This is a genomic window from Stenotrophomonas sp. Sm6012 (assembly GCF_030985895.1).
In the GTDB taxonomy this organism is placed as follows: Bacteria; Pseudomonadota; Gammaproteobacteria; order Xanthomonadales; family Xanthomonadaceae; genus Stenotrophomonas; species Stenotrophomonas forensis.
In genome coordinates this window covers 1-17,428 of record NZ_JAPTFX010000097.1, presented here as the reverse complement: position 1 = coordinate 17,428, position 17,428 = coordinate 1, and the positions used below count along the sequence as shown (strand labels likewise).

Annotated in this window: 15 protein-coding genes; 9 read left to right on the top strand and 6 right to left on the bottom strand. The window is 67.1% G+C overall.

Annotation, left to right across the window (positions count from 1 at the left end; genetic code table 11):
* Positions 1–98: 98 nt before the first annotated feature.
* From O0J73_RS15495 to O0J73_RS15480, 4 genes are read right to left on the bottom strand one after another with little or no spacing between them, the layout of a single operon-like run.
* Complete coding sequence (locus tag O0J73_RS15495) at positions 99–749, bottom strand: response regulator transcription factor (protein ID WP_008268765.1); 651 nt, start codon at positions 747–749, stop codon at positions 99–101.
* Positions 750–777: 28 nt separating this feature from the next.
* Positions 778–1,833, bottom strand: a complete 1,056-nt coding sequence (locus O0J73_RS15490; protein WP_197564436.1) for an ABC transporter substrate-binding protein — start codon at positions 1,831–1,833, stop codon at positions 778–780.
* Entirely contained in the window at positions 1,830–3,221 is a 1,392-nt protein-coding gene (locus O0J73_RS15485) for a sensor histidine kinase (RefSeq protein ID WP_308309091.1), read from the bottom strand. Before O0J73_RS15485 ends, O0J73_RS15490 begins: the two co-directional genes overlap by 4 nt.
* On the bottom strand, positions 3,214–3,903 hold the full coding sequence (locus O0J73_RS15480; RefSeq protein ID WP_308309090.1) for a response regulator transcription factor: 690 nt from the start codon (positions 3,901–3,903) through the stop codon (positions 3,214–3,216). The genes O0J73_RS15485 and O0J73_RS15480 overlap by 8 nt, the downstream gene beginning before the upstream one ends.
* A 232-nt stretch (positions 3,904–4,135) precedes the next feature.
* Between O0J73_RS15480 and O0J73_RS15475 the strand changes: the two genes are divergently transcribed.
* From O0J73_RS15475 to O0J73_RS15450, 6 genes are all read left to right on the top strand, one after another.
* Positions 4,136–5,272, top strand: coding sequence for a porin (locus O0J73_RS15475; RefSeq protein WP_308309089.1), 1,137 nt, complete (start codon positions 4,136–4,138; stop codon positions 5,270–5,272).
* 75 nt (positions 5,273–5,347) lie between these two features.
* The gene (locus tag O0J73_RS15470; protein ID WP_049456280.1) at positions 5,348–6,676 is read left to right on the top strand and encodes a CitMHS family transporter; all 1,329 of its coding nucleotides are present in this window, start codon (positions 5,348–5,350) and stop codon (positions 6,674–6,676) included.
* 24 nt (positions 6,677–6,700) lie between these two features.
* Complete coding sequence (phbB, locus tag O0J73_RS15465) at positions 6,701–7,441, top strand: acetoacetyl-CoA reductase (protein WP_308309088.1); 741 nt, start codon at positions 6,701–6,703, stop codon at positions 7,439–7,441.
* A 207-nt stretch (positions 7,442–7,648) separates the two neighbouring features.
* Positions 7,649–8,269 carry a hypothetical protein gene (locus O0J73_RS15460; protein ID WP_230078921.1) on the top strand — a complete coding sequence of 207 codons (621 nt, stop codon included), beginning with the start codon at positions 7,649–7,651 and terminating at the stop codon, positions 8,267–8,269.
* Positions 8,244–8,786 carry a hypothetical protein gene (locus O0J73_RS15455; protein WP_308309087.1) on the top strand — a complete coding sequence of 181 codons (543 nt, stop codon included), beginning with the start codon at positions 8,244–8,246 and terminating at the stop codon, positions 8,784–8,786. Before O0J73_RS15460 ends, O0J73_RS15455 begins: the two co-directional genes overlap by 26 nt.
* A 148-nt stretch (positions 8,787–8,934) precedes the next feature.
* The gene (locus O0J73_RS15450; protein WP_308309085.1) at positions 8,935–11,235 is read left to right on the top strand and encodes a TonB-dependent receptor; all 2,301 of its coding nucleotides are present in this window, start codon (positions 8,935–8,937) and stop codon (positions 11,233–11,235) included.
* 437 nt (positions 11,236–11,672) lie between these two features.
* On the opposite strand, the gene O0J73_RS15445 is transcribed toward O0J73_RS15450, so the two are convergent.
* Positions 11,673–12,926, bottom strand: a complete 1,254-nt coding sequence (locus tag O0J73_RS15445; protein WP_308309084.1) for a flavohemoglobin expression-modulating QEGLA motif protein — start codon at positions 12,924–12,926, stop codon at positions 11,673–11,675.
* A gap of 192 nt (positions 12,927–13,118) precedes the next feature.
* Positions 13,119–14,219 carry a ribosome small subunit-dependent GTPase A gene (rsgA, locus tag O0J73_RS15440; protein ID WP_230078922.1) on the bottom strand — a complete coding sequence of 367 codons (1,101 nt, stop codon included), beginning with the start codon at positions 14,217–14,219 and terminating at the stop codon, positions 13,119–13,121.
* A gap of 122 nt (positions 14,220–14,341) precedes the next feature.
* Between rsgA and O0J73_RS15435 the strand changes: the two genes are divergently transcribed.
* The 3 genes from O0J73_RS15435 (at position 14,342) to grxD (ending at position 17,335) form a co-directional block, all read left to right on the top strand.
* The gene (locus O0J73_RS15435; RefSeq protein WP_053450757.1) at positions 14,342–15,616 is read left to right on the top strand and encodes a pyridoxal phosphate-dependent aminotransferase; all 1,275 of its coding nucleotides are present in this window, start codon (positions 14,342–14,344) and stop codon (positions 15,614–15,616) included.
* 3 nt (positions 15,617–15,619) lie between these two features.
* Positions 15,620–16,237: an SGNH/GDSL hydrolase family protein gene (locus O0J73_RS15430; protein WP_006468826.1), complete on the top strand. Its 618-nt coding sequence runs from the start codon at positions 15,620–15,622 to the stop codon at positions 16,235–16,237.
* A gap of 171 nt (positions 16,238–16,408) precedes the next feature.
* Positions 16,409–17,335, top strand: coding sequence for a Grx4 family monothiol glutaredoxin (grxD, locus tag O0J73_RS15425; RefSeq protein WP_049455915.1), 927 nt, complete (start codon positions 16,409–16,411; stop codon positions 17,333–17,335).
* Positions 17,336–17,428: the final 93 nt, after the last annotated feature.

Below are 17,428 nucleotides of genomic sequence, written 5' to 3'. Positions count from 1 at the left end.
GTCCCCGCACTACCCACCCACCCGGCCAGCCCTCAGTAATCCGGCTTTCCGCGACCAACCAGACTCCACCCACGAGGGGCTGCGCCGTTGGCTGGAAACTACAGCCCGGCGCCGGCGTCGCCTTCCGGTTCCAGCGCCTTCACCAGTACCGCTGCCTGCGTGCGGCTGTGGCATTCGAGTTTTTTCAGAATCGCGGTGACATGCACCTTCACCGTGTTCTCGGCCAGCCCCAGCGTGTAGGCGATCTGCTTGTTGAGCAGGCCATCGGCCAGGCACAGCAGCACGCGGAACTGCTGCGGGGTCAGCTGGGCCAGGCGGCTGGCCAGCAGCGCGTCGGCCTCCGAGCGCTCGGCGGCCATCGCCGGGAACCACAGGCCACCGTCGAGCACCGCCTGCACCGCCTCGCCGATGGTCTCGGCCGGGGCCGACTTCGGGATGAAACCGGCCGCGCCGAACTGCTGCGCGCGGCGGATCACACGCGGATGGTCGTTGGACGAGAGGATCACCACCGGGATGTCCGGATGCGAGCCGCGTACGTGCAGCAGCGCGGAGAAACCGTGCGCGCCGGGCATGGTCAGGTCGAGCAGCACCAGGTCCACATCCGGGTGCGCGTCGAGGGCTTCGGCCAAAGCCTCGGCACTGGCCACCTCGCGTACCTGTGCCAGCGGCAGGCTCTGCCGCAATGACTGCACCACCGCCGAACGCAGCAGCGGGTGGTCGTCGGCGATCAGGATGGTGTATTCGCTCATGCCGCCATTGTACGGGCAGGCCGCCGCGTCAGCGCCCTGCTGGCTCCACGCTGCTGCGCCAGGCGTCGAGGAACTGGCGGCGCTTGAGTGCATCCAGGTACACCAGCAGGCCCGGGCCGAGCTGGATCGGACGCCGGCTGCGGCCCGGCGCGTCATCGCTGCGCGCATTGCCGGTCACGATCGGCATCAGCCGCGCCTCGCGCGAGAGCACCTGCTGGCCACGCGGCGACAGCAGGTAGTCGAGGAAGCGGCGCGCTTCTTCAGGATGCGGGCCGGTGCGCGGAATCACCGCGGTACGCAGCACCACCAGCGTGTAGTCCTCGGGCTCGACGATGGCCAGCGGCGCGCCTGCATCGATGCGCGCCTGAGCGTAGGAACCGAGCACGTTGTAGACCAGCGAGAGCTGGCCGCTGGCCACCTTGTCCAGCAGCACGCCGGTGCGCTCCTCACGCACCACGTCGTTGTCGCCGAGAGCGCCCAGCAATGCGCCGGCAATGCTGCCACGCTGCGCATCCTGGGTGGCCAACAGGTACCCCACGCTGCTGCGCTCGATGTCATAGGTGCCGACCTTGCCGCGCAGCGGCGCACCTTCGGCACGCAGCCGGTCCAGCAGCTGGCGGCGCGTATGCGGCACCTTCGCGGCCGGCAGCGTGCGCGTGTTGTAGACCATCACCACCGGTTCGTAGCTGATCCCGAACGCCTCGTTGCGCCACTGTGCCCACGCCGGCAGCGCCGCGGTCTGCGCAGAGCGGTGCGGCAGTGCATGGCCATCGTTGACCAGCTTGGTCTGCAGGTCCATGCCGCTGGAAATCAGCAGGTCAGGCGACGATGGCCCGGCACGGTCGTGCAGGTAACGCGCGTACAGGTCCTGGGTGATGATGTCCTCGTACACCACCTCGGTGCCGGGATGCAGGCGCTGGTAATCGGCGATGACCACCGCGAACACTTCGATGTCGGTGGTGCCGTGGATGCGCAGCTGCGCGATGGCCGTTCCCTGCGCAGGGAAGCGGCGCACGTCGCCCGGCGCGGCCAGCACCGGCAGGGCCAGCAGCAGGGCGATGGCCGTGGCGAACAGACGGATCATGAGCTGCTCCGGGGCAGGCGGATGGTGGCGACCAGCCCACCCTGCGGGCGGTTGCTGAGGTCGATGCGGCCACCGTGGCTGTCGACCACCCGCTTGACGATGGCCAGGCCAAGCCCGGCACCGCCGGACGGCGCACCTTCGCCGCGGGCGAAGCGCTCGAACACACGTTCGGCATCGGCGGGCGCGATGCCTGCGCCGTGATCGGCAATGGTCAGCACGGCCTGCCCACCCTCCACGGTCAACGCAATCTGCAATGAACCGTCGCCGCCGTACTTCAGCGCGTTGTCGACCAGGTTCTTGATCGCCTCGCGCAGCAGCAGTGCGTCGCCGTGCACCTGCACCGGCTCGGCGGTCATCGCCAGCTGCACGCGCGGTGCCGGGCCCGCCTGCGGCAGGGCTTCATGCAGGGCCTGGTGCACGGTTTCGGCCAGGTCCACCGATGCAAAACGCTGCAGGTGCGAACGATGGATCACGCTGGCATCGCTGAGCAGCTGGTTGAGCAGGCGGCTCATATGGGTGGCATTGCGCTCGATCGCCTGCAGGCTGCGCCGCATGTCTTCCGGGTCGTCGTCGTCCAGCGCCAGCTGTGCCTGCGCACGCAGCGCCGCCAGCGGCGTGCGCATCTGGTGCGCGGCCTCGGCCATGAACGCACGCAGGGTCTCGTTGCTGCTGGACAAGCGCTCCATGAAGCGGTTCAACGCGGCCACCATCTGGTCCATCTCGCGCGGCACGCGTGCGTCCAATGGCTTCAGGTCGGAGGGCTCGCGGCGCGACAGCTCGCGCTCCACCCGCACCAGCGGCCGGAACGCCCGATGCACGCCGAACGCCACCAGCGCCAGCAGCAGCCCGGACAACAGGCCAATTGCCAGCAGCGCGCGATTGACCATGTCCTGTGCGACCGCTTCGCGCGCGCGCCGGGTCTGGCCCACCTGTACCTGCACTTCGCCCTGCGCCGAGGCCGCGGCGAAGCTGCGGCCGACCACCACGAAACGCACGATCTCGCCGCTGTAGGGAGCATCGAACAGCTGCGGCTGCGTGCCGGGCCGGCGCGGCGGCGCCGGCAGGTCGCCGTAGCCGGTGATCAGGTTGCCGCGGTTGTCGGCCACCCTGTAGAACACGCGGTCTTCCGGCGCCATCGCCAGCAGGTCCAGCGCCGCATACGGCAGATCGACCTGCCATTGGCCATCGACCAGCGCCACCGAATCGGCGATGGACAGTGCCGAAGACACCAGCAGGTGGTCGTAGGACCGGTTCGCGGCGCGCTGGCCGTAGTCGCGCGCGGCGAACAGCAGGGCCACCGCGAACACCGCCAGCAACGCGCCTAGGTACAGCAGCAGTGTGCGCCGCAGCGACCCCGGTGCGGCGTTCGCCGTGCGCGCGTCAACCATCGGCGTCGGCACTGCCATCACTGGCTTCCAGCAGATAGCCCACGCCGCGCACCGTGGTGATGCGCAGCGGGGCACCAGCCAGCTTCTTTCTCAGGCGCCCGACATACAACTCGATGGCATTGGGCCCGGCCTCGTCGTCGAAACCGAACAGCCCATTGCCGATCTCGTCCTTGCCGACCACCTGGCCAAGGCGACCGACCAGGATCTCCAGCAAGCGGTATTCGCGGTTCGGCAGTTCGATCGTCTCGCCGTCGAGGCTGACCCGGTGCGCGGCGTTGTCGAACTGGAAGCCGCCAATCTGCACCACTTCACTGGCCTGGCCCCGCGCGCGCCGCAGCAGTACCCGGCAGCGTGCTTCGAACTCGCGGAAATCGAACGGCTTGCCAAGATAGTCGTCGGCCCCCACATCCAGCGCCTGCACGCGGTCTTCGATGCCGTCGCGCGCGGTCAGCATCAGCACCGGCGTGCTGTCGCCGCGCTCGCGCATGCCGGCCAGCACGCGCAGGCCATCCAGCTTGGGCAGGCCGATATCCAGCACCACCAGGTCGAAACTCTGGTAGCGCAGCACGCTGGCCGCGGCCAGCCCGTCGGCCTGCCAGTCCACGGCGTGCCCGCTACGACGCATGCGACGGATGATCGCATCGGCCAGATCCGGGTTGTCTTCGACCAGCAGCAGGCGCATGGGCACACGGGTGGGAGGGGAAACGAATGCTACCGCATGGCGCAGGGTGCGCCTGCCGCGCCCTGCCTGGCGACCATTTACGCTGCAGCGCACAAACCGTTGACAGGACGATGACAGCTACGGCGACCCAGACTGCGGCCGCGCACCGTCCGGTGCCCACGATTGCCGCGCGCCTGGCGCGCACCTGGGAGGGTTTGTGGAATTCACGTTTGCCTGGCGGCGTCCTGCCGCCATGATGGCTCTGGCTGCCCTGTCGGCGCCGGCCTTCGCCGAAGACGACCGTCCGGTCACCGCCACCCTCGGTGGCCGCCTGCACCTGGACTTCGCCACCTTCGACAACGACAACCGCGGTACGCCGAACAAGGACGACACCGAGATCCGCCGCGCCTGGGTCGATGTGTCCGGCAAGTTCTTCCTGGTCGATTACAAGCTGGAAGCCGACTTCTCCGGCGACCGCGTCGAGGCCAAGGACGTATACCTGGCACGCAGCTTCGGCAAGGCCGGCAAGCTGACCGTCGGCCAGTTCAAGCAGTACTTCTCGCTGGATGACCGCACCAGTTCCAACTACGGCAGCTTCCTGGAGCGCGGCAACGCCGGCACCACGCTGGCACCGCTGTACCGGCTGGGCGCGTCGTGGCAGGCCAATCCGGGTGATTTCACCTGGGCGGCCAGCGTCTACAGCCTGGAGAGCATCGACGCCTGGCAGGTGAAGGGCCGCGCTGCCGGTGGCCGGGTCACCTGGGCGCCCTCGCCCCGCGACGGTGACGTGCTGCACCTGGGCCTGTCGCTGGCCCGCGAGGCCCATGACAACCCGGGCGCCAACGGCGTTCCGGGCCTGAAGATCCGCCCGCGCCCGGCCGGCCATCTGTCCGACGAGAGCCGCCTGACCCTGGTCGACTTCTCCGCCGGCCGCGATACCGACGTCAACAAGTGGTCGCTGGAATACGCGCAGGTGCGCGGCCCGCTGTCGTGGCAGGGCGAGTTCAGCGGTGCCACCTTCGATGACGGAGCCCAGCGCGGCGACGTGATGGCCGCCTACGGCATGCTCAGCTGGTTCGTCACCGGCGAAAGCCGCGCCTACGACCGCAAGACCGGCCGCTTCGCGCGGGTCAAGGACATCCGCCACAAGGCCGGTGCCTTCGAAGTGGCGCTGCGCTACGACCAGATGTGGGGCGCGCAGCATCTCGATGGTGCACCCGACCTGCGCCGTGGCAGCACCGAAGCGTGGACGCTGGGCGGCAACTGGTACCTGCGCGACAACCTGCGCTTCATGCTCAACGTGATCGAAAGCCGCAACCGCGACCGCCTGGCCGGGGTCACGGTGGACCGCACGCGCGCGATCATCGGCCGCCTGCAGTACGACTTCTAAGCCCGGCATCCCGGGCACGCCGCCCGGGCCGCTTCCACTCCCCCACGTCCTGTTTTCGCAAGGAGTCCGCAGATGATGCTGAGCATCCTCGGCTTTGGCATGGTCATTACGTTCATGTACTTGATCATGAGCAAACGCCTGTCGCCGCTCGTCGCCCTGATCACCATCCCGATCATCTTCGCCCTGCTGGGCGGCTTCGGCGCCAACATCGACGAAATGATGCTGGAGGGCATCAAGAAGATCGCGCCGACCGGCGTGATGCTGATGTTCGCCATCCTCTACTTCGGCGTGATGATCGATGCCGGCCTGTTCGATCCGCTGGTGCGGGTGATCCTGCGCTTCGTCAAGGGCGATCCGATGAAGATCGTGCTCGGCACCGCGGTGCTGGCGATGCTGATCTCGCTCGACGGTGATGGCTCGACCACCTACATGATCACCGTCTCGGCGATGCTGCCGCTGTACCAGCGCCTCGGCATGAACGCGCTGAACATGACCTGCGTGACCATCCTCGCCGGCGGCGTGATGAACCTGACCCCGTGGGGCGGCCCGACCGCACGCGCGGCCACCGCGCTGCACGTGGACCCGGCCGATGTGTTCGTGCCGCTGATCCCGTCGATGGTGATCGCCTGTGCCGGCGTGCTGCTGCTGGCCTGGTACCTGGGCCTGAAGGAACGCCGTCGTCTCGGCGTGGTGACCCTGCCCAAGGGCGGCAGCTGGATGGACAACAGCGTGTCCGACGACAGCAACCCGCTGCCGACCGTCGAAGACGCCGAAGACATCAAGCGCCCGAAGCTGCTGTGGGTGAACCTGGCGCTGACCGTGGCGCTGATGACCGCACTGATCATCGGCGTGCTGCCGATGCCGGTGCTGTTCATGGTCGGCTTCGCCATCGCCCTGGTGATCAACTACCCGAACCTGGCCGAGCAGCGCCGCCGCGTGGTCAACCACGCCGGCAACGTGCTGTCGGTGGTGTCGCTGATCTTCGCCGCCGGCATCTTCACCGGCATCCTCAACAACACTGGCATGGTCGAAGCGATGTCGCACAGCTTCCTGGCGGTGATTCCGGAATCGTGGGGCCCGTATCTGGCGGTGATCACCGCAGTGGCGTCGATGCCGTTCACCTTCTTCATGTCCAACGACGCGTTCTACTTCGGCGTGCTGCCGATCCTGTCCGAGGCCGCCGGCAACTACGGCATCACTCCGGTGGAAATGGCACGCGCGTCGCTGGCCGGCCAGCCGGTGCACCTGCTCAGCCCGTTGGTGCCGTCCACCTACCTGCTGGTGGGCCTCGCCAAGGTCGAGTTCGCCGACCACCAGAAGTTCACCCTGAAGTGGGCCATTGCCATCTCGATGCTGCTGATGGTCGGCAGCCTGCTGTTCGGCCTGTACCCGCTCGCCGCCTGACCCCTTACCAAGGAGCCTTCTGCAATGACGCTTCGAATCGCTTACGTCACCAGCGGCATGGGCAGTGTCGGCACTGCCATCTGCCAGAGCCTGGCCCGCAGCGGCCACACCGTGGTCGCCGGCTGCGCACCAAACTCGCCGCGCAAGGCCAACTGGCTGCGCGAGCAGCGCGAACAGGGTTTCGATTTCATCGCCTCTGAAGGCAATGCCACCGACTGGGCTTCGACCAGCGCGGCGTTCGCCAAGGTGCGCGCCGACGTCGGTGAAGTGGACGTGCTGGTCAACAACTCCGGCGGCAGCCGCGACCTGCTGTTCCGGCAGATGACGGTGGAAGACTGGAACGCGGTGATCGCTTCCAACCTCAATTCACTGTTCAACCTGACCAAGCAGGTGGTCGACGGCATGGCCACGCGTGGCTGGGGCCGCATCATCAACATCGGCTCTGTGAGTGCGCACAAGGGCCAGATCGGCCAGGTGAACTACGCAACGGCGAAGGCGGCGATGCATGGCTTCAGCCGTGCACTGGCCGCCGAAGTCGCCTCGCGCGGCGTCACGGTCAATACGCTGTCGCCGGGCTACATCGCCAGCCAGGCAATCAGCAGCTTCCCACCGGATGTACTGGACCGGCTGGCCGCGTCGGTGCCGGTGCGTCGCCTTGGCCGCCCCGAGGAAGTGGCGGGCCTGGTGGCCTGGCTGGCCTCGGACGAGGCTTCGTACGTGACCGGCGCGGACTACCCGGTCAATGGCGGCCTGTACATGGGTTGAGCCCGCTTCCACGCAACGCGTGGACTGCCTCCCCCACGGAGTGCGCGGGGCCGGTGAACCTTCGCGTGCGAGGGGGATCCGGCCCCATTTTGCCTCTGCAATTCTTGGACGCACTGCCCGATACATCGGCAGAACCGATGCTATACCTGCCAACGCTCACTGAGCCTGATGGACCAACGGCTGGAATCGCGGATCAAGGAGGTTGGCATGCGTGCATTGCTGATTGCGCTTCTTGTGGTCGCCACTACGCTGCTGACGACACAGGCCCGGGCGGAGCCCCCGCCGATGCGGGTGATCACGGGTCTGGGCTGCCCCGACTGGCTGATACCAGGTGCCCCCACTCTCGATGCACAGATCACCGGGCATCCGGAGTGGACCTTTTCCTGGGCGCCCGCGTCCTATACCAATCGCGATCCCATCCGGATCTACATCCAGTCCTTCGACTGCGATTCCTCCGACATTGCCGGCTATTATTTCCGGATCGCAGCCATTGCCCATGAAGTCGGGCACGCACTGTACTTCGACGGCATCGCCTTGAGTACCCGAAGTGCGTTCATCCAGCACTTCTGCACCATGGAGGGGAAAGCGGTACTCAACAACCTCACCGCGCGCAGCGAGCTTCTGGTAACCAGCCTGGGGTACTACGACATCGGTGTGGCGGCGTCCAACGGCCCCAGCCTCATCGCACGGGCCGATGCTGGCGGTGAAGAACTGGACCGGCAGGTGGGAAAGCTGTTCTGCGACAACAACGTAACTTCAACCACCGGCGAGAACTACAACGACTTCTACGGCAGGATCTACGATGAAGCGATCGCAGCCCGTCCCTGAACTTCTTCTGCTCCTGAGCCTGTTGATTGCCGGTTCTGCGACAGCAGCCACGCCCGCCGCCAGTGCAGAGGAGGCGGACGCAACATGGCGGCTCGTGGAGCGCTGGTCCTCGCAGCTGGCGCGCTCTGACCTTGTCGTGCAGCTATCACCACTGGCTCCGGCCAACTCGCGTTCGGAAGCAAGAATCGGCCGGGGCGACAGCGCAACCATCGATCTGGCGCCATTCGTGGTCGGCGGGAGGATCAAAGGGCCTTCTGGCCAGATCCATACCGATGCCTCCGGGCGAATCATCAAAGGCGTGACGCTCTCGCTGGGCGGCGCCTGCATCTCGCGAAAGCAGATGGGTCGCCGCTTCCCCAACTTCAGTGTTCTATCCGTTCCATCAGGACATAGCCTGGACGAGTCGACGGTGTTCGGCACCGTGATGAGCGGAATCCAGATCGGATTCTCATTCTCCGAACATGACCGTGACTGCATGACCCAGCTCAGGTTCAGCTGGCCCGGCGAGCGCTTCTGATCCCGGCTTGTCGAAGGTAGTGCTGGACACGCATCACGCGCGTGCACCGTTCGTTGGTTTTTCGTAAAGAAGGTTTCATGTTCCGTTCGCATAGTGGCCAGGCACCGCGCATGCATGCCGGTGACCACCCCCAATGCAACGGACCACCATGCAGACCCGACACCTGACGATCGCCGTGGCGATCGCGCTTTCCGCCGCCAGCGCCCATGCCACCACCGTGGCCGATACCGGCGCCAATGCCAGCACCGATGCCGCGCTGAGCGCGCAGACGCTGGATACCGTCTCCGTGATCGGCCAGGGCGAGACCCGCCAGGTGCAGCGCATCACCGCGGTCGACAAGCAGGTGCTGCCGCCGGGTACCAGCGGCCAGAAGATCCTCGACCGCCTGCCCGGCGTGTCGGTGCAGTCCAACGATGCCTTCGGTGCCAACGAAGAATCGCAGACGATCAGCCTGCGCGGTTTCGACAAGAGTCGCCTCGGCTACACACTGGACGGCATCCCGCTGGGCGACAACAGCTACGGCAACTACAACGGCCTGAGCATCGCCCGCGCGATCATCGCCGAGAACCTGACCGGCGCCGAACTGTCGCAGGGCATCGGTTCGCTGGGCGTAGCCTCGACCAGCAATCTCGGTGGCACCATCCAGTATTTCTCGATGGACCCGTCCACCGAATTCGGCGGCCGCGCCAGCGTCACCGTCGGTGACAACAACCAGCGTCGCGGTTACCTGCGTGTGGACACCGGCGACATCAACGGCTTCTCGGCCTACGTGTCCGGCGTGCACCAGGACCAGGACATGTGGGCCGCGCCGCACCAGAACCAGACCACGCGCCAGTTCAACGCCAAGGCGGTGTGGAATGTCGGCGACCACCGCTTCGGTGCGTTCGTGGCGACCTCGCGTGCCAGCCAGGCCAACTACGCCTACCTGTCCAAGGACATGCTGGCCCGCGGCCTGGGTTATGACTGGAACATCTACGCGCCGGACTGGGATCGCGCCGTGGCCGCCGCGTATTGCGCGCCCGGTACCTTCAATGCTTCGAAGTGCAAATTCAGCGGCAATGTCCGCAGCATCGACGACGCCTACTATCAGAGCCGTGCGCTGCGTGACGACAACCTGTACTCGGTGGATGCCGACCTGCGCCTGGGCGAGCAGGGCCGCCTGAAGCTGCTGGCCTACCATCATGACAACCGTGGCCAGGGCCACTGGTGGGCGCCGGGCCAGCCGTCCTACCCGGGTACCGACAAGATGCTGCCGATCTCGATCCGCAGCACCAACTACACCATCAACCGCGATGGCCTGACCGCCGCGCTGTCGTGGACGGTGGGCATCCACGAGCTGGAAGCCGGCCTGTGGTTCGAGCAGAACGACCATAACGTCTCGCGCAACTTCTACTACATCAGCGGCCCGTTCCTGGACGACCTGTACCTGAAGAACCCGGACCGCCTGCTGTTCAACCAGGACTTCGACATCCGCACGCGCCAGTTCTACGTGCAGGACCGCATGCGCTTCCTGGACCAGCGCCTGACCGTGGACGTCGGCATCAAGAGCCCGAACACCCGCATGCGCGCCACCGCCAACCCGGGCGTGGAGACCAGCATCGCCTCGGGCACGCTGACCGCCAAGGAATCGGTGCTGCCGCAGGTCGGCCTGGGCTTCAAGCTCAACGCCAACAATGAGCTGTTCGCTTCGTACGCCGAGAACATCGCCGCCTTCGTCGGCGGTGGCAGCGGCGGCCCGCTGCAGGTCTCGCCGGAATCGTTCGCGGCCAGCGCCGGGCTGGAGCCGGAAAAATCCAAGAGCCTGGAAGCCGGCTTCCGTACCTTCGGCGAGAAGTATCAGGCGTCCATCGCCGCCTACAACGTGAAGTTCGACAACCGACTGCTGTCGCTGAACCCGTGCTCGAGCATCGAGGTGGGCACGCGTCCGGAGTGCGTGACGCGCTTCATCAACGTCGGTTCGGTGAAGAGCCATGGCGCGGAGCTGACCTTCATCCTCAAGCCGATCGACGGCCTGCAGTGGTACAACGCGCTGTCCTGGAACAAGACCACCTACGAGGATGACTACACCTCGGGCGGTGCGATCGTGCCGGTGGCCGGCAAAGTCACCGTGGACACGCCGCAGCGCATGGCCTCCAGTGAAATCAGCTGGAACCGTGATGGTTTCTTCGCCAGCCTGCGCGCGAAGTACACCGGCAAGCGCTACTACACCTACACCAACGACCAGTCGGTGCCGGGCGTGACCACCTTCGACGCTGGCGCGGGCTACGATTTTGGCCCGGGCCTGGGCCTGCGCAACGTGCGGGTGTCGTTGAACGCGACCAACCTGACCAACAAGCGCTATGCCGGCCAGCTGAGCTCGTTTGCACCGACCGATCCGAACGGCACGCGCTATGCGATCCATGCGAGCGCGCCGCGGCAGGTGTTCATGACGGTGGCGGCGGAGTTCTAAGTCAGAAGCGGGCGCTGCGGCGCATCAGTACCGCAGCGGGGCGCGGTGGGACGGGCCGAGGCAGGACACGCCGCAAGTACGTCCATGTAGGCTCGGTCGGCGCATCCATGCGCCTCACGGTACTGCCTCGGCCCGTCCCACCGCGCTCGACAATTTCCTGCGCCGGCGCGGAGGCAATGAAAAGCAAGAGCAAAAGCAAAGAGCCGGGCATTGCCCGTCTCTTTGCTTTTCAAGCTTTTCAAACGCAATTCCTCTGGTGGATTGCTGGCCGTCTCGCAGGAAATTGTCTCGAGCGGGGGGCTTGCGCTGGCCAGGACCGTCCACGGCATGGATGCCGTGGCCGAGCCTACAGGGACGTACTTGCGGCGTGTCCTGGCCAGCGCAAGCCCCCCGCTCTCTCCGATATCAATCAAGACGCCACAGGCCGCCAACGCATTTCATTCCGGCGCCAGCTGGTCCATCCGTATCCGGTTGGCGAACAACGAGAACGCCAGCATGCCTGCCAGCCCGTTCGCCCGGCTCACCCAGTGCGGCAGCCAGCGCGGTGGCTTCAACACGCCACTCTCGAACAGCGGCGCGAACGCAATCGCATCGGTCAGGCTCATCTTGCCGGCGAACAACCAGCGGCAGACCTGCAGGCGATCCTCAGCCAGCATATGACGGAAGAAGGTGTGCACCGACACCAGGCCACGCAGGTACACCGTGTCCTTGGTGAAGGCCAGTCCACCGCCGGGCGGCACGCCGCGGAACACACGCTGTGCCGAGGCGAAGCTTTCTTCGGTGTTCTGCCCGGCATCGCAGAAATAGCGGAACACCTCGATGAAATCGGCGCCTTCGCGTGCCATCGCAATCGCTTCGGTGCGCAGGCTGATGCGTTTCAGGCGCTCGATGTCGATGCTGCCGGTGATCTGCTCGGCGAACGTGGCCAACCCTTCCTGCGTCGCGGTCACCCGCGGCGACGACAGCGCCAGGCTCGGCAGCACCGGCTGTTCGCGGCCGTTCAACGCGGTCAGCGAGTGCACCAGTGCTTCATGGTGGAACAGCTGCGCGCGGTCGTAGGCGCTGAAGCGCGCACTTGTGCGCAGGCGGATGCGGGTCGGGCCGGCGGCGGCCTTGGAGACCAGCTCCGGATCCAGCTGCACCTGGATGATGCGCGATTCGAAGAAGGCATCGAGGTCGTTCTGCAGCTGCAGTTGCAGGGCAATGGCCGACACCGGCACCTGCTCTTCCGGCGCCAGCAGTTCGTGGTCCAGTTCGGCGGCAATCTGGATGAAGTGCCGCGCCGCTTCGCGCGTGCTCGGGCCATTGCCCGGCAGCGGCTGCTCGGGCGCGCCGAACAGCTGCACCGAACAGGTATCGACGGCGGCGGTGCCCAACCCTTCCAGCAGCTGCGCGGCCAGGTCCCAGCTCTGCGCCGACTGCCGCACGTAGTGGCCCAGTGGATGGCTGTCGTCGCAGTCAGCCGCGATGCTGGCCAGCGCGCGGCGCTCCTCGCCGAAATCCAGGCGCGGGTAGTCCACCTTCGGCAGCACCGGCTGGCCGCGTGCCACGCTGTCCAGGAACGGTGCCTGTACCGTTGCCGGCCAGCTGGTCAGCCCCAGCAGGCGGATGCCCCCCACGGCCTCGACCAGGCGCGCATCGAGCGCTGCATGGTGGGCCACGTCACGGTCCAGCGTCGCGGTCGGTTCCATGCGCGGACTATAGCGCTCTGCCCTTGCTTTGGTAGCTGCCAACGTTGGTGGGCATGCGCCGACGGCGGGCTGCGGACACATCCGTGCCAACCAAGGTTGGCACCTACCAAGGGCTGGCAAAGGCTGGCTTCGGAGCCCTTCGTGCCAACCAAGGTTGGCACCCACCAGGAACAGGTTTCCGACACCGCCGGCTTAACGCCGGCGTGGCTTGCCAGCCGGCCGGAACTGCTGGCCCTTGCCCTTCCTGCCGCCGCGCTCCTGCGCGGTCTCGGCCTGGCGCACCGCCAGCTTGGCCGCTGCGGCAGCCACCTCTTCCTTCAACTTGAAGTAGTTCAGCAGCCGGCTCTCTTCGATCTCGCCTGCGTCGATGGCAGCACGCACGGCGCAGCCCGGCTCCTGCTGATGCTTGCAGTCGTTGAAACGGCACTGTGCGGCCAGTGCTTCGATATCGGCGAAGCCGCCCTCGGACAGCGTTTCTTCGCCGGTCGGCTTCAACTCGCGCATGCCGGGGGTGTCGATCAGGCAGGCGCCGGTCGGCAGCGGCATCAGCGCGCGATGGGTGGTGGTGTGGCGGCCACGCGAGTCGTTGGCGCGCACGGCATTGGTTTTCATCCGCTGCTCGCCGAGCAGGGTGTTGGTCAACGTGGACTTGCCGGCACCGGAAGAACCGACCAGCACCACCGTGCGGCCCGGGCCCAGCCAGGGCTGCAGCACCGCCACGCTGTCGGCATCCAGGCCGTTGATCGCATGCAGTGCGATGCCCTGCATTTCCAGTTCTTCCAGCACCGCCAGTGCATCTTCGCTGTATTCGGTCTGGTCGGCCTTGGTCAGCACCACCACCGGTTCGGCACCACCGCCGCCGACCAGCAGCAGGTAGCGCTCGATGCGGCGCGGATTGAAGTCGGCATCCAAGCCGCAGACGATGAACACCGTATCGATGTTGGCCGCAATCACCTGCTGGTGGTAATGCTCACCGGCCGCACCGCGCTTGATCGCGGTCCGGCGCGGCAGCAGGGCGACGATGCGGATGCCATCAAGCAGCACCCAGTCGCCCACCGCCGGCCGCTCATGGCTGGGGAAGCGCGGGCGCTGCCATTCCGGCAGCGACTCGGCCTTGATCGATGCATCCGGGCCGTCGGCCACCACGTAATGGGTGCGGTGCTGTTCGATCACCCGCGCCGGGCGGGCCTGCGGATGGGCAGCCATCGCGGCCTGCCAGTCGGCCTGCTGCGCCGGGCCTGGCCAGGGCCAGCCGATGGTCTGCAGGGCGGTGAAATCGGGGGTCTGGGTCATCGCCGCCATTCTAACCGGCCCGATGCCCTGCCAGCCCAGCAACGGCAGGCCCGCGCCCTTGCCATGCATTGCAGCAATTCCGGTAGGATGGAAACCCCATGCCTTTTGACGGCCCAGCCCCCATGTCCACCCCCTCGCCCAAGCCCCTGGCCATCCGCGAGCGCCTTTCCGAAGTGCGCTACGAAATCCGCGGAGAACTGGCGCGGCGAGCCCGGGAGCTGGAGGCGCAGGGCCGCAAGCTGATCAAGCTCAACATCGGCAACCCCGGTGCGTTCGGCTTCCGTGCGCCCGAGCACCTGCAGCGCGCGATCGCCGACGACATGGGCCGCACCGACCCGTACACCCACCAGCAGGGACTGCCGGTCGCACGTGAAGCCATCGCTGGCTATTACGCCCGCCGTGGCGCGCCCGATGCGCACCCGGACCGTGTCTTCCTCGGCAACGGCGTCAGCGAACTGATCGACCTCTCGCTGCGCGCCCTGCTCAACCCGGGCGACGAAGTGCTGGTGCCCTCGCCCGACTACCCTCTGTGGTCGGCCTCGACCATCCTCAACGATGGCCGCCCGGTGTACTACCGCTGCGCGCCGGAGAACGGCTTCCAGCCGGACCCGAGCGAGATCGAGACGCTGGTCTCTTCGCGCACCCGCGCCATCGTGCTGATCAACCCGAACAATCCCAGTGGCGCCAGCTATCCGCGCGAACTGCTGGAACGCGTGGTGGAGATCGCACGCCGCCACAACCTGTTGCTGCTGGTCGATGAGATCTACGACCAGATCCTCTACGACGACGCGGTGTTCCAGCCGGTCGCTCCGCTGGCCGGCGATCATCCGTGCCTGACCTTCAGCGGCCTGAGCAAGGTGCACCGCGCCTGCGGCTGGCGCGTGGGCTGGGCCCACCTCAGCGGCGACGATGCCCGGCTCGGCGACTTCCGTGCAGCGCTGGACCTGCTGGGCGCGCTGCGCCTGTGCGCCAACGTGCCCGGCCAGTACGCCATCGAGGCCGCCGTGAACGGCCCGGACACCATTTCCGAACTGTGCACGCCCGGTGGCCGCCTGTATGAGACCCGGCGCGCGGTGATCGAGGCCTGCGAAGCCAGCGAGCACCTGTCGCTGGTCGCACCGGCCGGTGCGCTGTATGCGTTCCCGGCCGTGGTCGGCGCCGCCGCCAAGGGCTTCGACGACCACAACTTCGCACTGGACCTGATGAACAACGAGGGCGTGCTGGTGGTGCCGGGTTCCAGCTTCAACGTGCCCTACCGCCACCACTTCCGCGTGACCCTGATGCCGGAAGCCTCGGTGATGCGCGATGTGTTCGCCCGCATTGACCGCGTGCTGGCCCGACGTGCCGAGGACGCGACCAAGGTCGTGCCGCTGAAGCCGCGCCGTTCGGTGGCCTGAGCGGTGGCGCTGTCCTATCTGGCGCTGGGCGATTCGTACACCATCGGCGAAGCAGTTGCGGTTGAAGGCCGTTGGCCGCACCAGCTGGCCGCCGCGCTGCGTGCGCAGGGCGTGGACCTGGCCGATCCGCAGACCATCGCCACCACCGGCTGGACCACCGATGAACTGGACGCCGGTATCGACCTGGCTTCGCCACAGGGCCCGTTCGACTTCGTCAGCCTGCTGATCGGTGTCAACAACCAGTACCGCGGGCGCCCGCTGGACGAGTACCGCGCCCAGTTCGAAGCCCTGCTGCAGCGCGCGATCGGCTTTGCCGCCGGTCGCCCCGAGCGGGTGCTGGTGCTGTCCTTCCCGGATTGGGGCGCGACCCCGTTCGGCGCCGGCAGTGGCCGTGACCTGGCCGCGATCGAGATCGAGACCGACGAGTTCAACGCGGCCGCCGAGGTGATCAGCACCCAGCACAACGTGGCCTTCGTCGATATCACCGACATCAGCCGCGCCCAGGGCGAGGACCCGGCGATGATCGCCGAGGATGGCCTGCATCCCTCGGCGCGGATGTACGCGCTGTGGAGCGAACGGGCGCTGCCGGTGGCCGCGCACCTGCTCGGCGGCGCCGGCTGACATCCCCCAGCGGGGCGGCCCGGGCCAGGATCAGGGCCGGCTGCGACACCCGGGCCTGGCAGGCCCGACCGCGCCATGGCGGGATGCGACGCAATGTTCCTGCCCTGCTCATCCCGCGCGAAGCCGCCGGGAGTAGAATTGATCATTCGAATTCCCGGAACCCCGACGTCCATGTCCCTCGATCCCGCCCTGCGTTCGCGCATCGAATCCATCCTCAACGACAACCGCGTCGTGCTGTTCATGAAGGGCCAGCCGTCGATGCCGCAGTGCGGGTTCTCGGCCAAGGCCGTGGGCGCCCTGCAGGACCTCGGCGTCGAGTTCGCCCACGTCAACGTGCTGGCCGACCAGGAAATCCGTGAAGGCATCAAGGCCTATGGCGACTGGCCGACCATCCCGCAGCTGTACATCGACGGCGAACTGGTCGGCGGCAGCGACATCGTGCTGCAGATGGCCGCCAGCGGCGAGCTGAGCAGCGTGCTGGGCCTGGCCGCGCCGGACCGCACCCCGCCGAGCATCACCGTGACCCCGGCCGCCGTGGAAATGCTGAAGGGCGCGCTGGCCGACGCCCCGGGCGCCGCGCTACAGCTGACCATCGACGCCGGCTTCCAGCCGAACTTCCAGCTGGCCCCGCACGACGAAGGCGCGATCGCCGCCGAGTCCAACGGCCTGCGCGTGCAGTTCGACCTGGCCAGCGCCCGTCGCGCCAACGGCATCACCATCGACTGGGTGGACGACATCCGCGGCAAGGGCCTGGCCATCGACAACCCGAACGCACCCAAGCCGGTGCAGGAAATCAGCGTTCGCGATGCCGACGACCTGGTGCGTGCCGGCAACATCACCCTGGTGGACGTGCGCCCGGCCGACGAACGCGCCATCGCCGCCGTCGGCGTGCCGTTCAAGAGCTTCGACGGCAACGGCCGCGCCGCGCTGGAAGCCCTGCCGAAGGACACCGCGCTGGCCTTCATGTGCCACCACGGTGGCCGCAGCGCGCAGGCCGCCGAGCAGTTCCGTGCGCTGGGCTTCACCAAGGTGTTCAACGTCACCGGCGGCATCAACGCCTGGTCCGAAGACGTGGACAACGGCGTGCCGAAGTACTGATCTGCAGCGGTTGAAACCTACGAAAAACGCCCGCGAACGCCGGCGGGGGTGGTTTTTCGGGGGGGGTGTGTGGGGGCCCCCCCCCCCCCCCCC

What these genes read in the sequence shown, in the direction of transcription:
- O0J73_RS15455 (WP_308309087.1), top strand. Translation starts at nt 8,244, where the DNA reads ATGAAGCGATCGCAGCCCGTCCCTGAACTTCTTCTGCTCCTGAGCCTG.
- rsgA (WP_230078922.1), bottom strand. Translation starts at nt 14,219, where the DNA reads ATGACCCAGACCCCCGATTTCACCGCCCTGCAGACCATCGGCTGGCCC.
- O0J73_RS15495 (WP_008268765.1), bottom strand. Translation starts at nt 749, where the DNA reads ATGAGCGAATACACCATCCTGATCGCCGACGACCACCCGCTGCTGCGT.
- phbB (WP_308309088.1), top strand. Translation starts at nt 6,701, where the DNA reads ATGACGCTTCGAATCGCTTACGTCACCAGCGGCATGGGCAGTGTCGGC.
- O0J73_RS15485 (WP_308309091.1), bottom strand. Translation starts at nt 3,221, where the DNA reads ATGGTTGACGCGCGCACGGCGAACGCCGCACCGGGGTCGCTGCGGCGC.
- O0J73_RS15490 (WP_197564436.1), bottom strand. Translation starts at nt 1,833, where the DNA reads ATGATCCGTCTGTTCGCCACGGCCATCGCCCTGCTGCTGGCCCTGCCG.
- O0J73_RS15445 (WP_308309084.1), bottom strand. Translation starts at nt 12,926, where the DNA reads ATGGAACCGACCGCGACGCTGGACCGTGACGTGGCCCACCATGCAGCG.
- O0J73_RS15480 (WP_308309090.1), bottom strand. Translation starts at nt 3,903, where the DNA reads ATGCGCCTGCTGCTGGTCGAAGACAACCCGGATCTGGCCGATGCGATC.
- O0J73_RS15470 (WP_049456280.1), top strand. Translation starts at nt 5,348, where the DNA reads ATGCTGAGCATCCTCGGCTTTGGCATGGTCATTACGTTCATGTACTTG.
- O0J73_RS15460 (WP_230078921.1), top strand. Translation starts at nt 7,649, where the DNA reads ATGCGTGCATTGCTGATTGCGCTTCTTGTGGTCGCCACTACGCTGCTG.
- O0J73_RS15475 (WP_308309089.1), top strand. Translation starts at nt 4,136, where the DNA reads ATGATGGCTCTGGCTGCCCTGTCGGCGCCGGCCTTCGCCGAAGACGAC.
- O0J73_RS15435 (WP_053450757.1), top strand. Translation starts at nt 14,342, where the DNA reads ATGTCCACCCCCTCGCCCAAGCCCCTGGCCATCCGCGAGCGCCTTTCC.
- grxD (WP_049455915.1), top strand. Translation starts at nt 16,409, where the DNA reads ATGTCCCTCGATCCCGCCCTGCGTTCGCGCATCGAATCCATCCTCAAC.
- O0J73_RS15450 (WP_308309085.1), top strand. Translation starts at nt 8,935, where the DNA reads ATGCAGACCCGACACCTGACGATCGCCGTGGCGATCGCGCTTTCCGCC.